This is a genomic window from Sphingopyxis sp. EU05-FHT14B03, assembly GCF_058790875.1.
Genome location: NZ_JBYTDC010000002.1, coordinates 549,746 through 565,187, shown reverse-complemented (window position 1 = coordinate 565,187; position 15,442 = coordinate 549,746). Strand labels below are relative to the sequence as shown.

Here is a 15,442-nt window from a genome sequence, read left to right as displayed (position 1 = left end):
CTTGGCTCCTTATTCGGCGGGAACGGGCGCCAGCGGACGGTCCGCGGCGGCGTTGTACGGCGTTTCGGTCATCGGTTTTTCCTCGCGGACCCTGCCCGCAAGCGTCGCCCAGACGTTGAAGACCATCAGCAGGAAGCCGGCGAGATACATCGCTCCGCCCGCGGCCCGGATCAGATACATCGGGTGCATCGCCGCAACGGTCTCGGCAAAGCTGTAGACGAGGTAGCCGTCGGCCCCATATTCGCGCCACATCAGCCCCTGCATGATCCCCGCCACCCACATCGAGGCGGCGTAAAAGACGATCCCCAGCGTCGCGAGCCAGAAGTGCCAGTTGACCATGCGCAGCGAATAGAGGCGCGGGCGTCCCCACAGGCGCGGCACCAGATAATAGACCGCGGCAAAGGTGATCATGCCGTTCCAGCCGAGCGCCCCGGCGTGAACGTGCGCGATCGTCCATTCGGTATAGTGGCTCAAACTGTTGAACGCCTTCACCGACAGCATCGGCCCCTCGAACGTCGCCATGCCATAGAAGGCAAGCGCGACGACCATCATGCGGATGATCGGGTCGGTACGGATCTTGTCCCACGCGCCATTCAGCGTCATCAGCCCGTTGATCATGCCGCCCCAACTCGGCATCCACAGGACGACCGAAAACACCATGCCCAACGTCTGCGCCCAGTCGGGCAGCGCCGTGTAATGGAGGTGGTGCGGCCCGGCCCAGATATAGAGGAAGATCAGCGACCAGAAATGCAGGATCGACAGGCGATAGCTGTAGATCGGCCGTTCCGCCTGCTTGGGAACGAAATAATACATCATCGCGAGGAAAGGCACGGTCAGGAAAAAGGCGACCGCATTATGCCCGTACCACCACTGCGTCAGCGCATCCTGCACCCCCGCAAAAGCCGAATAGCTTTTTGACCCGAAAATCGTCACCGGAATCGAAAGATTGTTGACGATGTGCAACATCGCGATGGTGACGATGAAGCTCAAATAGAACCAGTTGGCGACATAGATATGCGGCTCGCGGCGTCTGACGATCGTGCCGACGAAGACGATGAAATAGACGATCCAGACGATCGTCAGCCACAGGTCGACATACCACTCGGGCTCGGCATATTCGCGCGCCTCGGTGACGCCCATGACATAGCCGGTGGCGGCAAGAACCAGAAAGAGCTGGTAACCCCAGAAGACGAAGCGCGCGGCGCCGGGAAAGGCGAGCCGCGCGCGGCAGGTGCGCTGCACGACATAAAAGCTCGTCGCGATCAAGGCATTGCCGCCAAAGGCGAAGACGACCGCCGACGTGTGGAGCGGGCGCAGCCGCCCGAAGCTGGTATATTCGATCCCAAGATTGAGCGCCGGAAAGGCGAGCTGCAACGCGATATAGAGGCCGACCGCCAGCCCCGCGACGCCCCAGAAGATGGTAGCGATGACGCCCCAGCGCACCGGATCGTCGTCATAGACGCCTTCGTCCGCGGGCATCTTCAGCAGCCCGCGCGCCATCCCCGCATAATCGGCGCGAGAAATGCGAAACCACAGCGCGATCATGCAGGTGATCGCGATGATGATCATATGAACCGCAAAGGGCGCGTCGACAGCCAGCGCCGCGAAGACCAGCGCCAGCAGCGCGAGCGCCAGCCAGCCGCCAGCCTTGAAAACCAGATCGTCCATCATCGCGAATCCCTGTTCGGCGCGGCTCCATCGCGCGCGTTCACGATCGTCCATGGCGGTGCGAGCGCCACCGAACATTGACCTGGATCAACGAAAAATGTTGCGGCGCATCAACGGGGCGATTTGCCCCAGAAAAAGACCATGCGCGGGCGGTCAGCCCGCGAGGGTCTCAATCGCCGCACGGTCGATAATGACGATCTCGCGGCGCGACGGCAGGTCGAGCAGGCCCGCGGCGCGCATCCGGGTGAGCTGACGGCTCGTCGTCTCGATCGTCAGCCCCAATATGTCGGCGATCTGCTGGCGGCCGAACGGAAGCTCAAAACTGCTCCGCGCGCCGCCGCCGCACCCTTGCCCCGACAAGCGCTCGGACATTTCGAGCAGGAAGGACGCGACCTTCTCTTCGGCTGATTTGCGGCCGAGCAGCATCATCCAATGCCGCGCGCGGTCCAGTTCGTCGAGCGTGCGGCGCAGCAGCTTGTGTTGCAAATCGGGGTGCGCACAGGCGAAATCGTCGAAACTCTTGCGATTGAAGATGCAAACCTCGGCATCGGTCATCGCGGTGGCGCTGTACGGGCTTTCCTTGCCGAACGGGCGGCCGATGAAATCCGACGGAAAAACGACGCCGACGATCTGTTCGCGGCCGTCAGCGGACGCGACGACCAGTTTCAGCACGCCGTCGAGGACATTGGCCACGACGGGTGCATCATCGCCCTCCCACAACAAGGTATGGCCCGCCTTCACGCGCTGGCGCCGACCCAGCTTGCTGAGCAGCGCCAGTTCGTCGGCGTCGAGGCTTGCGCAAATTGCCCGGTTGCGGACGACGCAGGTGGTACAGTCGATCACCCCTCCCCCGTAGTCGACTACGGTAGTCGTGGGAAGGGACGATGGGTTTACCGCCATCGCCATGCGCGTCCGGCGCCCACCCGTGACGGGTGCGTCGATCATGCCAGATGGGCGCCGGAAACCGGCCGCACCGCCATCGGGAAATAGGCGATCAGGAACAGCAGGAACGCCGCCGCCCACAGCGCGCCCGCGAGCGCGATGACCCGCAAATATTCGAACGGCAGCAACGGCGCGATCACGCGCAGCAGCGTGCCCGAATGGATCAGAACATAGATGAGGACGGTCGCGCGGTCGGCCACGAGCGGGCGACCGGTGTGCCCCCGCGTCGCGCGCGTCATCACCGCCAGCGTCATCGTCCCCATCGCCCCGGCGCCGAGCGCGTGGACGGCGCTCGACACGGGCAGGAGCGGATATAGCATCGCGCTCCCCAGCAAGATCAGCCCAACCGGCAACCAAGCATAGGAAAGATGAAGGACAAAGACGATCGGGTCGCGCAACGCCTTCAACCCGGCCCAGCGCGTGAGGCGGACTGCCTGAAGCCCGCCCGCGACGATCAGCAATCCTGCCGCGACGGGGCTTGCCGGGCCGGCGACCCACGCCGCGAGCGCGAGCGCGGTCGTTCCCATCGCGATCATGTCGAAACGGTTCGGCATGGTCGGCAGGCTTTCAGTGGCGCCCTGCCGTACCAGCCAGTTGCGTGTGAAGGCGGGGATGATGCGCCCCCCGATCAGCGCGATCAACAGCAGGACCAGCGCAAAGCCCATATGCATCCCAAGCATCGGATCGGCGAGCGCACCCATCATCGCGGCGTGATCGAGCGCCGAGGCGGCGGCGAACAGAAAGAGGATGATCAGGATCGGCTTGTTGCGATTGCCCGAGGCGAAAATCTCGCGCGCCGCATAGGCGAGGAGGATAAGGAGATAGAGGCTGTCGAGCGCTGCGCCGATCAGCGGCGGCACCGTCGCCGAAAAGAGGATTGCCAGCCGCGCCGCCAGCCACAGGCCGACCACTGCGGCGATGCGCCACCCGGTCACCGTCGGGCGCCCCGTCCAGTTGGGTATGGCGGCGCTGACGAAGCCGCCGATGATCGCGCCCAGATAGCCGAACAGCATCTCGTGCTGATGCCAGGCGAGCGGCGCCATCGCGGTCGGGAGCGTCCAGCGACCACCGAAGGCGCCAACCCACAGAATCACGACGAGCGCCGCCCACAACGCACCGCAGGCGAAGAGCAGGCGATAGCCGCCCTGAAGCCAGAGCGGCGCCCTGGCTCCCGATCCGCCGGCCGCCTCCGTCACGTTGGCGCCTATGGTCATTCCGGCGCGATCGACTGACCGGCGCGCGCCACCACATGGTTCGCCTCGAAAGCGGAGGTGCAGGCAAGCGCCGCGGTGGCCATCGCCGGATCGCCACCCGCGCCGGGCCGGCAATGGTGCGGCGCCATGCTCAGCCGTCTCGACGGAGAGAGCGCAGGAGAATGCGAAACCATTGGCCGACGGCTTTCGCGACGCCGACGCCGTCGCGGCCAGAGTGGCGCGCACGCCGCACGTCGAGCGGCCCCGATCCGATCACTTCGCCGCATTCCGGGCAGAACATCGTCTATCCTCCATGGGTTTGCCTCGCCTTCCCGCTCTCCGAGATAGCAGAGTAGCCGCCAATGAATTTGCGCTGGATCAAACTTCTCCGCATCCGGTTCGGTGACGCCCAGGGTCAGGACCCATTGATTTACGTTGATGGCGGTGATTCAGGCTCGCTGCGAGGAGCCTGAATAGAGCCTATTTCTCCGCCATCGCTCTCGTCGCAACCGTCATCGTCTGGCGCTGTCTGATGTGTCCTGACCCTTGGCCAGCCATCTGCCTGACCCCACAGGATTGGGCCGGCTCAATCCGGGATTGCGCTCTTTGTCTCCAGAATCGTCCATAGGCCAGCCCGGTTGGCTCGGAGATCGGCGAGTGTGTAGCGGTCGAGGACTTGCATGAACGCCGCCAGCGCTTCGTGCAGCACCCCCGTCAGCCCGCACGCCGGAGCAATGATACAGTTCGCGCAATCGACCAGGTCAAAGCCATCCTCGGTATGGCGTACGACGTCCCCGATGTTGATCGCCTCGGGTGCGCGGGCGAGACGGATGCCCCCGAAACGCCCACGCACGCTTTCCAGATAACCGGCGTTCACCAGATCGTTGACGACCTTCATCAGATGATTCTGCGAAATGCCATAGCTTCGCGCGATATCGCCGATCGAAGACAGCCGGTCGTCGGGCTGACTACCCAGATAGAGCAGCACCCGGATCGCATAGTCGGAGTAGCGCGTCAGGCGCATCGCACATTCCTTTCACCGGCTCGTCGCCAATAATATGCATTTCTATTGCATGCTTCAATCGATCGCCATACATGCGTGATTAATACATGTTTAATCGAGTCGGGCCGCTTTTCCCATATCCACAGGAGATCCCATGTCACAGCCGCTCAGCGATCGCACCATCGCGCTTGTCAAAGCCACCGTCCCGGCGCTCGAAGCGCATGGTCTCGACATCGTCCACGAAATGTATGCGCGCATGTTCGAAAACCCCGAGATCCGCGACCTGTTCAACCAGTCGCATCATGGGGATACGGGATCGCAGCCGCGCGCCCTGACCGGGGCCATCCTCGCCTATGCCGGCAACATCGACAATCTGGCGGCGCTCGCGCCCGCCGTCGAGCGCATCGCCCAGAAGCATGTCGGGCTTCAGATCCTGCCTGAACATTATCCGCATGTCGGCGACGCGCTGCTCGGCGCGATCAAGGCCGTACTCGGCGACGCGGCAACCGACGAAATCCTGGCCGCCTGGGGGGAAGCCTATTGGTTCCTCGCCAACATCCTGATCGCGCGCGAGGCCCGGGTCTATGGCGAGCAGAAGGCGACGACCGGAGGCTGGAACGGCTGGCGCGATTTCCGTGTCGAGACGGTGACGCGAGAGAGCAGCGTGATCAAATCCTTCACCTTGCGCCCCGCCGATGGCGGCGCGGCCATGGCCTTCAAGCCGGGTCAGTATCTGACCTTCTGGTTCGAGATTCCCGGACATCCGCCGGTCAAACGCAACTATTCGATCTCGGCCGCACCCAATGGGGAAACCTATCGCATCTCGGTGAAGCGCGAGCCGCAGGGTCTTGCATCGGGCTGGCTTCACGACAGCGTCGATGTCGGCACGATCCTGAAAGTCGCGGCGCCCGCTGGCGAGTTTTTCCTGGGCCAGTCGCCGCAGCGCCCCGTCGTCCTGCTGTCGGGCGGCGTCGGCCTGACGCCGATGGTGTCGATGCTGGAGGCGCTCATCGAGGGCGGCGGCGATGTCCCCGTCCAGTATATTCATGGCACGCACGATCGCGACACCCACGCGATGCGCGATCATGTCCGCGCGCTGGCGGCGAAGGGGCGTGCGGTTCGCGTCATCGACTTCCACCAGACGCCGCTGGCCGATGAGGTGGCGGGCCGCGACTATGACCATGCCGGTCTGATCACCGAAGAATGGCTGGTCGCAAACACCCCAGTGGGCGAGGCGGACTATTATATCTGCGGCCCGCGCCCCTTCCTGCGCGCCGCGGTGGCCGCCCTGTCGCTCGCCGGTGTGCCGTCCGACCGTATTCACTACGAGTTTTTCGGTCCGGCCGACGAACTGCTCGCCGCCTGAGGAGGAACTGGCGAAAGATCTGAGGGCCGGCAAAGTCGCCAATTCTTCTAATGGCACGCGGCCTCAAATCGCTAATCGCGTGGAGCAGTAGCGTGGGTGCCCCAGCGAAGGCCGGGATGACGGCTAGGTCAATCCCGGCAATAGCCTTCGCCGTCCTTGACGATCAGGCATTCCTTCTTGCCCGCCAGCCATTTCAGTCCGGTTTCGTCACCATTGCCGCGGCGCAGGCTCAATTCCTCGTTGCCGCGCTTGAACTTGATGCCATGCTCGCTGTCGTTGCCGTCATAGGTCCCCTTGGTGTCGAGGTCCGACTGCATCTCCAGCTCGTATTTGCCGGGTTCGCCGGGGGTGATCGTCACGAACATGCCCTCGACCCCCGTCCATTTTCCGGCCCAACTCGCGAAGCGGTGCGGCGCGGTCGCGGGGTCGGCTTCGGGATCGGTCGCGTCTTCGGCGGGAACGGTTTCGTCCGGTACCACCGTGGTTTCGGTCGGCGCGGGCGCTGGGGCCTCGGCCTTTTCGCAGCCGGCCAGCAACACCATCGCGGTGGCTCCGAACAGGATCATGCTCTTCTGCATCATATATCTCCTTTGCCCTTACAACGCACCGGGGCCGATTAATATCCGGCCAAAATTTCCGCATATTTCTGCGGGTCGACATTGCCCCCCGACAGGGTGACCAGCGTCGCCTTGCCCGGCGACACCTTGCCCGCGAGTACCGCCGCAAGCGCCGCCGCGCCACCGGGCTCGACGACGAGATGCAATTTCTCGAATGCCATACGTATCGCATGGCGCACTTCCTCGCGCGTCACCACGACGCCGCGTACCCCGCGCGCCTGCAACACCGCGAAGTTGATCGGCCAGGTCTCGGGCGTCTGCAGCGCGTCGCATTCGGTGGGATAGGCCAGGTCCTCGACCGACAATATCTTGCCCGCCGCCAGGCTGCGCGTCACATCGTCCCAACCCTCGGGCTCGACCGCGATCACCTCGGCCTCGGGACAGGCGAGCGCCAGCCCCGCCGACAGGCCGCCGCCACCGCAACAGGCGATCACCTTGTCCGGGCCATCGATCCCACGCTCCGCCATCTGCGCGCGCGCCTCGATCCCCGCGGTCCCCTGCCCTTCGATGATCCAAGGATCGCCATAGGCATGCACCAGCGTCCCGCCGCGTTCGTCGAGCAGCTTCGTCGCCACCGCGTCGCGCGATTCCGTTACGCGGTCATAGAGCACCACCTCTGCCCCCAGCGCGCGCGTCGCCGCCAGCTTCATCGCGGGCGCGTTGCTCGGCATCACGATCGTCGCCTTGATGCCCAGCCGTTTGGCCGCCCAGGCGACGCCCTGCGCATGATTGCCGCTCGACACGCCGACGACGCCCGCGCCGGCCTGCTCAGGGGTCAGGTCGGACAGCCGGTGCCAGGCGCCGCGAATCTTGAAGGCGCCGACGGGCTGCAGGCATTCGGCCTTGCACCAGATCGTGACGCCGTCGACCTCGAGCGGCAGCAACGGCGTTCGCGGCAGCAATGCAGCGACTTTCGCCGCGGCGCGTTCGACCCCAGCGAGGCTTGGCGCGCGCGCCGGATCGAGCAGGGGTTCGGGGCTTTGCTGTGTCATCGCTTCGTCCTATAGGGCCGGTCATACAAGACAAGCCGCATAGACAGGCGCAGGAGATTTTCATGAGCAAGGTTTTGGTGATCGGCGCAGGCGGCGTCGGTTCGGTCGCGGTGCACAAGATGGCGATGAACCCCGACATCTTTCCGCACATCACGCTGGCGAGCCGCCGCAAGTTCAAATGCGACGCGATCGCCGAATCGGTGAAGGCGCGTACCGGCGTCACCATCGACACCGCCGAGGTCGACGCCGACCATATCGACGCGACCGCGGCGCTGATCCGCCAGGTCGGCGCGACGCATGTCGTCAATCTCGCGCTTCCCTACCAGGACCTCACCATCATGGAGGCGTGCCTGTCGACCGGCGCCCATTATATGGACACCGCGAACTACGAACCGCGCGACGAGGCTAAGTTCGAATATCACTGGCAATGGGCGTATCAGGACCGCTTCAAGGACGCCGGGCTGATGGCGCTGCTCGGCTCGGGCTTCGACCCCGGCGTGACGAGCGTCTTCACGACCTGGCTCAAGAAGCATCATTTCGACCGCATCGACACGCTCGACATCCTCGACTGCAATGGCGGCGACCATGGCCAGCATTTCGCGACCAACTTCAATCCCGAGATCAATATCCGCGAAGTGACCGCGGTCGCGCGCCACTGGGAAAATGGCGACTGGGTCGAAACCCCGCCGATGTCGGTAAAACAGACGTTCGACTTCGAGGCGGTGGGCGAAAAGACGATGTACCTCATGTATCATGAGGAGATCGAAAGCCTGAAAACGCACATCCCCGAGATCAAGCGCATCCGTTTCTGGATGACCTTCGGCGAGGCCTATATCACCCACCTCACCGTGCTGCAGAATGTCGGCATGACGCGGATTGATCCGGTGATCTACGAGGGCCGCGAGATCGTCCCGCTGCAATTTCTGAAAGCGGTGCTCCCCGAACCGTCGAGCCTCGGCGAGACCACCAAGGGCAAGACCAACATCGGCGTGATCGCCACCGGTCTGGGCAAGGACGGTAAGGAAAAAACGCTCTATCTCTACAATATCTGCGACCATGAGGACGCTTATGCCGAGACCGGCAATCAGGCGGTGAGCTATACCACCGGCGTGCCCGCGATGATCGGCGCCGCGATGATGGTGACGGGCGCCTGGGAAGGCACCGGGGTGTTCAACATGGAGCAGTTCGATCCCGATCCCTTCATGGACATGCTGAACAATCATGGCCTGCCCTGGCAGGTGAAGGAACTGGACGGGCCGCTGGATTTCTGATCGCTGCGATTCCAACCCACTTTTGTCATTCCCGCGAAAGCGGGAACCCAGTAGCGACGGCAGAACTGGGTCCCCGCTTTCGCGGGGATGACGAAGGGCTGTTTTCGATGAAAATTCTTACTGCAGCGTTTGCCCTGCTCGCCGCCCTCGCGACCCCCGCCGCCGCGCAACCCGACGACGCCTACGCACCCGTCCGCGCGATCGTCGCCGATATCGGCAAGATCGTCACCCCGAACGGCGTGCAGGATACCTTCGAGGTCACCCTCGGCGGCGCGCGGCAGGTCGTCAATGTGCGCGGCGCCGACCGCGACAACCCGATCCTGATCTTCGTTCATGGCGGCCCCGGCGCGGTCGAAATGCCTTTTGCCTGGGCGTTCCAGCGTCCGTGGGAGGATGTCTTCACCGTCGTCCAGTACGACCAGCGCGGCGCCGGGCGCTCCTATCCGCTCAACGACCCCGCGACGCTCGCGCCGACGATGACGGTCGAGCGCTACCGCGACGACGCCATCGAACTCATCGAACTGCTCCAGAAACGCTACGCCAAGCGCAAGGTCGTCCTGCTCGGCCACAGCTGGGGCTCGATCGTTGGCCTGTCGGTCGCGGTGAAGCGTCCCGACCTGCTCTACGCTTATGTCGGGGTTGGTCAGGGCATCGATTTCCGCGAGGGCGAAAAGGTCGGCATGGCATGGACCCGCGCCAAGGCGGCCGCGGCCGGAAACGCCGAGGCTGTGGCCGCGATCGACGCGCTCGCGCCCTATCCGGCGGGCGACTTCACCATCGCCAAGGCCGACGGGTGGCGCAAATATGCGATCCCCTATGGCTCGCTGATCTATAACAAGCCCGACCTGACCTGGTATTTCCAGACGCCGCGCCTCTCGCCCGAATATAGCGAGGCCGACCGGCAAGCCTGGGGCAAGGGCAGCGAATTTTCGGTGACGACACTCTGGCCGCGCCTCGCCGACGTCAGCTTCCGGCCGGTGAGGAAGATGGACGTGCCGATCGTCTTCCTGCTCGGCCGCCACGACTATACCGTCCCCTCGCCGGTCGCCGCCGACTGGTTCGCCAAGGTCAAGGCGCCGTCGAAGACGCTCGTCTGGCTCGAACATTCGGCGCATATGCCGATGGTCGAGGAGCCGGGGCATTTCTTCGCCGCGCTGCTCCGCGACGTGCTGCCCCTCACCAAAGAGCCGAAAGACAAGAAATGACCGCTTATCTTGCGCCGATCGGTCTGCTCGTTATCTCGAACATCTTCATGACGGTTGCCTGGTACGGGCATCTCGGCGACGTCTCGCGCCCGCTATGGCTCGCGATCCTGCTCGCGTGGGGCATCGCCTTTTTCGAATATTGCCTCGCCGTCCCCGCCAACCGCATCGGCCACAGCGTCTATTCGACCGCCGAGTTGAAGACGATGCAGGAGGTGATTACCTTGATCGTCTTCGCGGGCTTCGCCGTTTTCTGGCTCGGCGAGAAGCTGACGATCAACCATCTCGTCGGCTTCCTGCTCATCGCCGGCGGCGCCTTCTTCATCTTCAAGGGGCCGATCGCGGCCTGACAGGAACATTCGACCCATGGAAACCAGAGCCGGCGATCCCGGAGCCTTTGCGCAGTTCGACCTTACCCGCGTTCCCTCGCCCGCTTTCGTCGTCGATGCGGCCAAGGTTCGCGCCAACCTAGCGGTCCTGCGCCATATCGGCGACGCGTCGGGCGCCCGCGTACTCGCGGCGCTCAAGGCGTTTTCGATGTGGTCGCTCGGATCGACCGTCGCGGGCGCGCTCGACGGCGTCTGCGCCTCGGGGCTCTACGAGGCGCGGCTGGGGCGCGAGGAATATGGCGGTGAAGTCGCGACCTATTGCGCCGCCTACAAGGCCGAGGATCTGCCCGAAATCTGCCGCCTGTCGGACCATCTGATCTTCAACTCGCCCGGCCAGCACGCCCGTTTCCGCCCCTTGCTCGAAGCCGCGCGCATGGCGGGCGAGCGTTTTGACGTCGGCCTGCGCATCAACCCGCTGCACAGCGAGGGCGAGGTCGCGAAATATGACCCCGCCGCGCCGTGCAGCCGGCTCGGCTTCCCGATCGACCAGCTCCACCCCGAGCATATGGACGGCATCGACGGCATCCATATGCACGTGTTGTGCGAACAGGATTTCCCGCCGCTCGCGCGCACCTGGGCCGCAGTCGAGCCCGCGCTCGCGCCCTTTTTCGGCCAGCTCAAATGGATCAACTTCGGCGGCGGCCATCATGTCACCCGCGCCGACTATCAGGTCGACGACCTGATCGCCTTCCTTAAGGGCGTGCACGAGGCCACCGGCTGCGACGTGATGATCGAGCCCGGCGAGGCGGTCGCGCTCGACGCCGGGATCCTGATCGGCGAGGTGCTCGACCTGTTCGACAATGGCATGAACATCGGGATCACCGACATCAGCGCGACCTGCCACATGCCCGACGTCATCGAGGCGCCGTACCGCCCCGCGATGTTGGGCGAGGGAACAGACGGCGCGCCGACCCGGCTCGGCGGCCCTTCGTGCCTAGCGGGCGACGTGATCGGCGACTATCGCCTGCCCGGCGGCGCGGCGGTCGGCCAGCGCTTCGCCTTTCTCGACCAGGCGCATTATTCGATGGTCAAGACGAACACGTTCAACGGCGTCCCGCTGCCGTCGATCTGGCTGTGGGACAGCGAGAGCGACGAGCTGACGCTGATCCGCGAATTCGATTATGCGGATTTCAAGACGCGGCTGAGCTGACGCCTCTTAGAGGATGAAGTCGCTGGCGCCGAGCGGTGCCGTTCCCAACATGGAGACATCGATCATGAAATCGGCGACGCCATCGCCATTGATGTCGCCGCTTACGTGATAGGTCGTTCCCGACCGCGCGCCCTCGTCCCAGGTCCCCATAAATTCGTAGCGGAGCTCGCCCGCGACGCCGCTGAACGCGTTCGTGCCGATGAAGCTGAACGCACTGTCGCCGCCGCCGGTGACCGCGTCGATCAGGCTGAGGTCGATGACGTCGCCATCGGGCGTAGAGAAATAGACACGGTCGATCTGCGTCGTGCTCACTCCCGACGGAATGAAGACATAGCGGTCGGCGCCCGCGCCGCCATCGAGCAGGTCAAGCCCGGGGCCGCCATTGAGCACATCGTTTCCTTCGTTTCCGAGCAGCGCATCGTTGCCGCCGCCGCCATTCAGCGTGTCGTTGCCCTCGCCACCGGCGAGCAGGTCGTTGCCCGCGCCGCCGATCAGCGAATTGTTCCGGCCGTTGCCCTGGATGTTGTTGTCGGCATTGTTTCCGATGCCGGTCACCGCCAGCCCCGCCCCGCCCCTGAGGTCGAGATCCTCGAGATTGGCGCCGAGCGTGTAGTCAATCGATGAGACGACCCGATCGATGCCGCCGCCCGTCCCTTCGACGATGACGTCGAGCGGGTTATCGACGATATAGACATCGCCACCGATGCCGCCGGTCATCGTGTCGGCCCCCGCGCCGCCGTCGAGCAGGTCGTTGCCCTCATTGCCGTACAGCACATCGTCATCAGCGAAGCCGTAGAGCTCGTCATCGCCGCCCGCACCCGTCAGATCGTCGTCGAACGCGCTGCCGTTCAGGATGTCGTCGCCGGGACCGCCGACGCGCGTCACCCCGCCCAGCGGGATGTTGATGAAATTGGCCTCGCCGAAGTCCGAAACGCGCAGATGGTCGGAGGCGAACAGGCTTAGCGGCTTGAACTGGATCAGCGTCGTATAGCCCCCGGGACCCGCCCCATCGAAATCGGCCTGCAGCAGGACGGTCCCTTGCGTCGATTCGACGAGCCGGAAATGCCCGGTCAGGAAGGGGTTGGCCCCGTCCCAGTTGGTGAGCGACGACAGCAGCGGCGACAGGTCGACGACGTCCAGCCCGGTCAGCGACGATTGCCGCGCCACCGTGCCGAAGTCCGAAACGACCAGCCCCGCCTGACCCGCCACGCCCGGCGTCGTATCCATGAAGATGATCTTATCCTGTTCGGGCCCCGCGCCGAGGTCGAGATCGACCCGCCCGCCGCCACTGTCGCGCAGGATGAAGGTGTCCGCGCCGCCCTCGAGCCTGATCGTCGCGATGTCGTTATGCGCGTTGCGATAATCGACGAGGTCGTTGCCGATCTCCGTCGGACTGGGGTCGGCGAAGATGGTAATGCGTTCCGAAAGCGTCGACGGGGTCGCGCGATCGATGAAGAAACTGTCGTTGCCCGCGCCGCCGTCGAACCGGTCGACGCCGCCGCCGCTGCCGGGCGACGCCGGGGAGTCGATATCATAGATGCTGTCGTCGCCGTCGCCGCCCTGAACCGTGTCGGCGCCGCCGCCGGCATAGATGATGTCGTTGCCGTCGCGGCCGATGAGCGTATCGCTGCCGCCATTGCCATAGAGCGTGTCGTTGCCGCCCCCGCCGTCGATCACGTCATTGCCGCGGCCGCCCTTGACGACATCATCGCCCTCGCCGGCGTTGATCCGGTCGTTGCCGTCACAACCCTCGATCACGTCCGCATCGGGGGTGCCCGGAAGGATATCGTCTCCCGGACCGCCAGGAATGAACGCCATGATGCTCTCCTCACCGACTCTTATGGATAACAGAAGGTTATCGAACGATACCCGCGCTTTCCATCACAAAATCAGGATGCGACCTCCGCCAGCGCCTGGTGGATATCGCTGACCACCACCGATCCCTCGCCGACCGACGAAGCGACGCGCTTGACCGATCCCTTGCGAACGTCGCCGATCGCATAGATGCGCGGCCAGCTCGTCTCGTAACGGCTCGGCATGCGGTCGAGCGCCCAGCCGGCCCTGACCAGTTCGATCGGCGCGATGTCGGTGCCGGTCTTCACGAAGCCGCGATCGTCGCACACCATTTCCTTGGGCAGCCAGCCCGTGTTCGGGGTCGCGCCGAGGAACAGGAACAGGAAGCCGCAATCGCAATGATCCTCGGCGCCCGTCTCGCGGCAGCGATAGGTCAGGCCGCCCAGGCGATCCTCGCCGTGCAACGCCACGACATCGGTCGACCCGATGATTTCGATGTTCGGATGTTCCTCGAGCCGTTTGACCAGATATTCGGACATCGTCTCGCGCAGGCTCTTGCGGCGGAAAATGACGTAAACCTTCTTCGCGACGCTCGCGAGATAGATCGCCCCCTGCCCCGCCGAATTGCCCGACCCGACGACGGTGACCTCGGCATTGCCGCACAGCTGCGCCTCCATCGGGGTCGCGCCATAATAGATGCCGCGGCCTTCATAGGCCTCGATGCCCTCGATCGGTAGGCGCTGATACTGCGCCCCGCTCGCGACCACCACCGCGCGGCTGCGCAGCTTGCGGCCGTCGACGAGGTGCAGGCAATAGGCGTCGCCGTCGCGCCCGATCGACGCCGCGCGCACTGGCGACACCAGCCGCGCGCCGAATTTCTGCGCCTGCACCGTCGCCCGCCGCGCCAATTCGTTGCCCGAAATGCCGGTCGGAAAGCCGAGATAATTCTCGATCTTCGACGAGGTGCCGGCCTGTCCGCCGGGCGCGAGCGAATCGAGCGCGATCACCGTCAGCCCTTCGGACGCGGCATAGACCGCGGCCGCCAGCCCGCCCGGCCCGCTGCCCACGACCAGCACGTCAGCGGTCGCGCCGTCGGGCAGCAGGTCGAGCCCGAGCGCCACCGCGAGGCTCTCGGGGGTCGGCTGCACAAGCGGCTCGGTCGCCCCCAGGATCACCAGCGGCAATTGTTCGTCGGTCAGTCCGCGCTCGGCCATCAGATGGCCCGCGACCGGCCCGTCGGCAGGGTCGAACCAGCGATGCGCGACGCCATGTTTCATCAACAGGTCACGCAGCGCATAGACGCCGCGGTCCATCGCCGCGCCGATCACGATGATCGCCGCGAAACCGCGGCTGTTGCCGAACTCCCGCCGCGCCGCAAAGACGCGCACGAAGACGTCGGAGAAATGGCTGTTGCCCGCGATCAGCCGCTGGAAATCGGCGTGCGCGATCCGCAGAATATCGCCGTCGGCGCCCATTTCGATCCGCGACGAATGGCGTTGTCCGGTCAGCACCGACAGGTCGCCCGCAAACTGCCCGCGCTCCATCCAGCCGACGCGCTTGGGCCCCTCGTCGGTCGTCGCGAAGATGTCGGTGTGTCCCGACAGGGTGAGGATACAGTCGGGCGCCATCGTCCCTTCGGCGAGGATCAGATCGCCCGCTTTGTGCGATTCGACCGTGCCGAACGCGAGCAGTTCGTCGATCTCGGCATCGGGAAAGGTGTGATTGACGTCGGCGGGTGCGGTCATGCGGCGCGGTCCTTCGGCGGGAGAAGATGCCCGCAATAGCCGGAAACCGCCGCGTTGTCCCCCGGTTACCGTGCGTCAGGCCCGCTTGGGCGCGACTGTTACCGCTGCGT

Annotated in this window: 14 protein-coding genes; 5 read left to right on the top strand and 9 right to left on the bottom strand. The window is 64.7% G+C overall.

Annotated features, from left to right (window positions below; genetic code table 11):
* Positions 1–9: 9 nt before the first annotated feature.
* The 5 genes from ccoN to AC3WS4_RS11810 all read right to left on the bottom strand — a co-directional run bounded on the left by ccoN (position 10) and on the right by AC3WS4_RS11810 (position 4,827).
* A complete protein-coding gene (gene ccoN, locus AC3WS4_RS11830; protein ID WP_492739172.1) occupies positions 10–1,668 on the bottom strand; it encodes a cytochrome-c oxidase, cbb3-type subunit I in 1,659 nt (552 codons plus the stop codon).
* Between the two features lie 153 nt (positions 1,669–1,821).
* On the bottom strand, positions 1,822–2,511 hold the full coding sequence (locus AC3WS4_RS11825; RefSeq protein ID WP_492738511.1) for a Crp/Fnr family transcriptional regulator: 690 nt from the start codon (positions 2,509–2,511) through the stop codon (positions 1,822–1,824).
* A 98-nt stretch (positions 2,512–2,609) separates the two neighbouring features.
* Positions 2,610–3,806, bottom strand: coding sequence for an NnrS family protein (locus tag AC3WS4_RS11820; protein WP_492738513.1), 1,197 nt, complete (start codon positions 3,804–3,806; stop codon positions 2,610–2,612).
* Between the two features lie 14 nt (positions 3,807–3,820).
* The gene (locus AC3WS4_RS11815; RefSeq protein ID WP_492738515.1) at positions 3,821–3,952 is read right to left on the bottom strand and encodes a hypothetical protein; all 132 of its coding nucleotides are present in this window, start codon (positions 3,950–3,952) and stop codon (positions 3,821–3,823) included.
* 437 nt (positions 3,953–4,389) lie between these two features.
* Positions 4,390–4,827, bottom strand: coding sequence for an RrF2 family transcriptional regulator (locus AC3WS4_RS11810; protein ID WP_056347773.1), 438 nt, complete (start codon positions 4,825–4,827; stop codon positions 4,390–4,392).
* Between the two features lie 133 nt (positions 4,828–4,960).
* Here AC3WS4_RS11810 and hmpA point away from each other — a divergent pair, with 133 nt between their 5' ends.
* Positions 4,961–6,172, top strand: a complete 1,212-nt coding sequence (hmpA, locus tag AC3WS4_RS11805; RefSeq protein WP_492738517.1) for an NO-inducible flavohemoprotein — start codon at positions 4,961–4,963, stop codon at positions 6,170–6,172.
* Between the two features lie 128 nt (positions 6,173–6,300).
* Here hmpA and AC3WS4_RS11800 read toward each other — a convergent pair whose 3' ends face one another.
* On the bottom strand, positions 6,301–6,750 hold the full coding sequence (locus tag AC3WS4_RS11800; RefSeq protein WP_492742796.1) for a hypothetical protein: 450 nt from the start codon (positions 6,748–6,750) through the stop codon (positions 6,301–6,303).
* Between the two features lie 38 nt (positions 6,751–6,788).
* Positions 6,789–7,781, bottom strand: coding sequence for a threonine ammonia-lyase (locus tag AC3WS4_RS11795; RefSeq protein ID WP_492738521.1), 993 nt, complete (start codon positions 7,779–7,781; stop codon positions 6,789–6,791).
* Between the two features lie 62 nt (positions 7,782–7,843).
* Between AC3WS4_RS11795 and AC3WS4_RS11790 the strand changes: the two genes are divergently transcribed.
* The 4 genes from AC3WS4_RS11790 (at position 7,844) to AC3WS4_RS11775 (ending at position 11,793) form a co-directional block, all read left to right on the top strand.
* On the top strand, positions 7,844–9,052 hold the full coding sequence (locus AC3WS4_RS11790) for a saccharopine dehydrogenase family protein (RefSeq protein WP_492738523.1): 1,209 nt from the start codon (positions 7,844–7,846) through the stop codon (positions 9,050–9,052).
* Between the two features lie 107 nt (positions 9,053–9,159).
* Entirely contained in the window at positions 9,160–10,257 is a 1,098-nt protein-coding gene (locus AC3WS4_RS11785) for an alpha/beta fold hydrolase (protein ID WP_492738525.1), read from the top strand.
* Complete coding sequence (locus AC3WS4_RS11780; protein WP_492738528.1) at positions 10,254–10,604, top strand: DMT family protein; 351 nt, start codon at positions 10,254–10,256, stop codon at positions 10,602–10,604. Before AC3WS4_RS11785 ends, AC3WS4_RS11780 begins: the two co-directional genes overlap by 4 nt.
* Before the next feature lie 16 nt (positions 10,605–10,620).
* On the top strand, positions 10,621–11,793 hold the full coding sequence (locus AC3WS4_RS11775; RefSeq protein WP_492738530.1) for a carboxynorspermidine decarboxylase: 1,173 nt from the start codon (positions 10,621–10,623) through the stop codon (positions 11,791–11,793).
* Between the two features lie 6 nt (positions 11,794–11,799).
* Here the strand turns inward: AC3WS4_RS11775 and AC3WS4_RS11770 are convergent, their stop codons facing one another.
* Together AC3WS4_RS11770 and AC3WS4_RS11765 are read right to left on the bottom strand one after the other, a co-directional pair.
* Positions 11,800–13,611, bottom strand: coding sequence for a calcium-binding protein (locus AC3WS4_RS11770; RefSeq protein WP_492738532.1), 1,812 nt, complete (start codon positions 13,609–13,611; stop codon positions 11,800–11,802).
* 71 nt (positions 13,612–13,682) lie between these two features.
* The gene (locus tag AC3WS4_RS11765) at positions 13,683–15,332 is read right to left on the bottom strand and encodes an FAD-dependent oxidoreductase (protein ID WP_492738534.1); all 1,650 of its coding nucleotides are present in this window, start codon (positions 15,330–15,332) and stop codon (positions 13,683–13,685) included.
* Positions 15,333–15,442: the final 110 nt, after the last annotated feature.

Coding starts and splice junctions, on each gene's coding strand:
- ccoN (WP_492739172.1), bottom strand. CDS start 1,668: ATGGACGATCTGGTTTTCAAGGCTGGCGGCTGGCTGGCGCTCGCGCTG.
- AC3WS4_RS11815 (WP_492738515.1), bottom strand. CDS start 3,952: ATGGCGCCGCACCATTGCCGGCCCGGCGCGGGTGGCGATCCGGCGATG.
- AC3WS4_RS11810 (WP_056347773.1), bottom strand. CDS start 4,827: ATGCGCCTGACGCGCTACTCCGACTATGCGATCCGGGTGCTGCTCTAT.
- hmpA (WP_492738517.1), top strand. CDS start 4,961: ATGTCACAGCCGCTCAGCGATCGCACCATCGCGCTTGTCAAAGCCACC.
- AC3WS4_RS11800 (WP_492742796.1), bottom strand. CDS start 6,750: ATGCAGAAGAGCATGATCCTGTTCGGAGCCACCGCGATGGTGTTGCTG.
- AC3WS4_RS11795 (WP_492738521.1), bottom strand. CDS start 7,781: ATGACACAGCAAAGCCCCGAACCCCTGCTCGATCCGGCGCGCGCGCCA.
- AC3WS4_RS11790 (WP_492738523.1), top strand. CDS start 7,844: ATGAGCAAGGTTTTGGTGATCGGCGCAGGCGGCGTCGGTTCGGTCGCG.
- AC3WS4_RS11785 (WP_492738525.1), top strand. CDS start 9,160: ATGAAAATTCTTACTGCAGCGTTTGCCCTGCTCGCCGCCCTCGCGACC.
- AC3WS4_RS11780 (WP_492738528.1), top strand. CDS start 10,254: ATGACCGCTTATCTTGCGCCGATCGGTCTGCTCGTTATCTCGAACATC.
- AC3WS4_RS11775 (WP_492738530.1), top strand. CDS start 10,621: ATGGAAACCAGAGCCGGCGATCCCGGAGCCTTTGCGCAGTTCGACCTT.
- AC3WS4_RS11770 (WP_492738532.1), bottom strand. CDS start 13,611: ATGGCGTTCATTCCTGGCGGTCCGGGAGACGATATCCTTCCGGGCACC.
- AC3WS4_RS11765 (WP_492738534.1), bottom strand. CDS start 15,332: ATGACCGCACCCGCCGACGTCAATCACACCTTTCCCGATGCCGAGATC.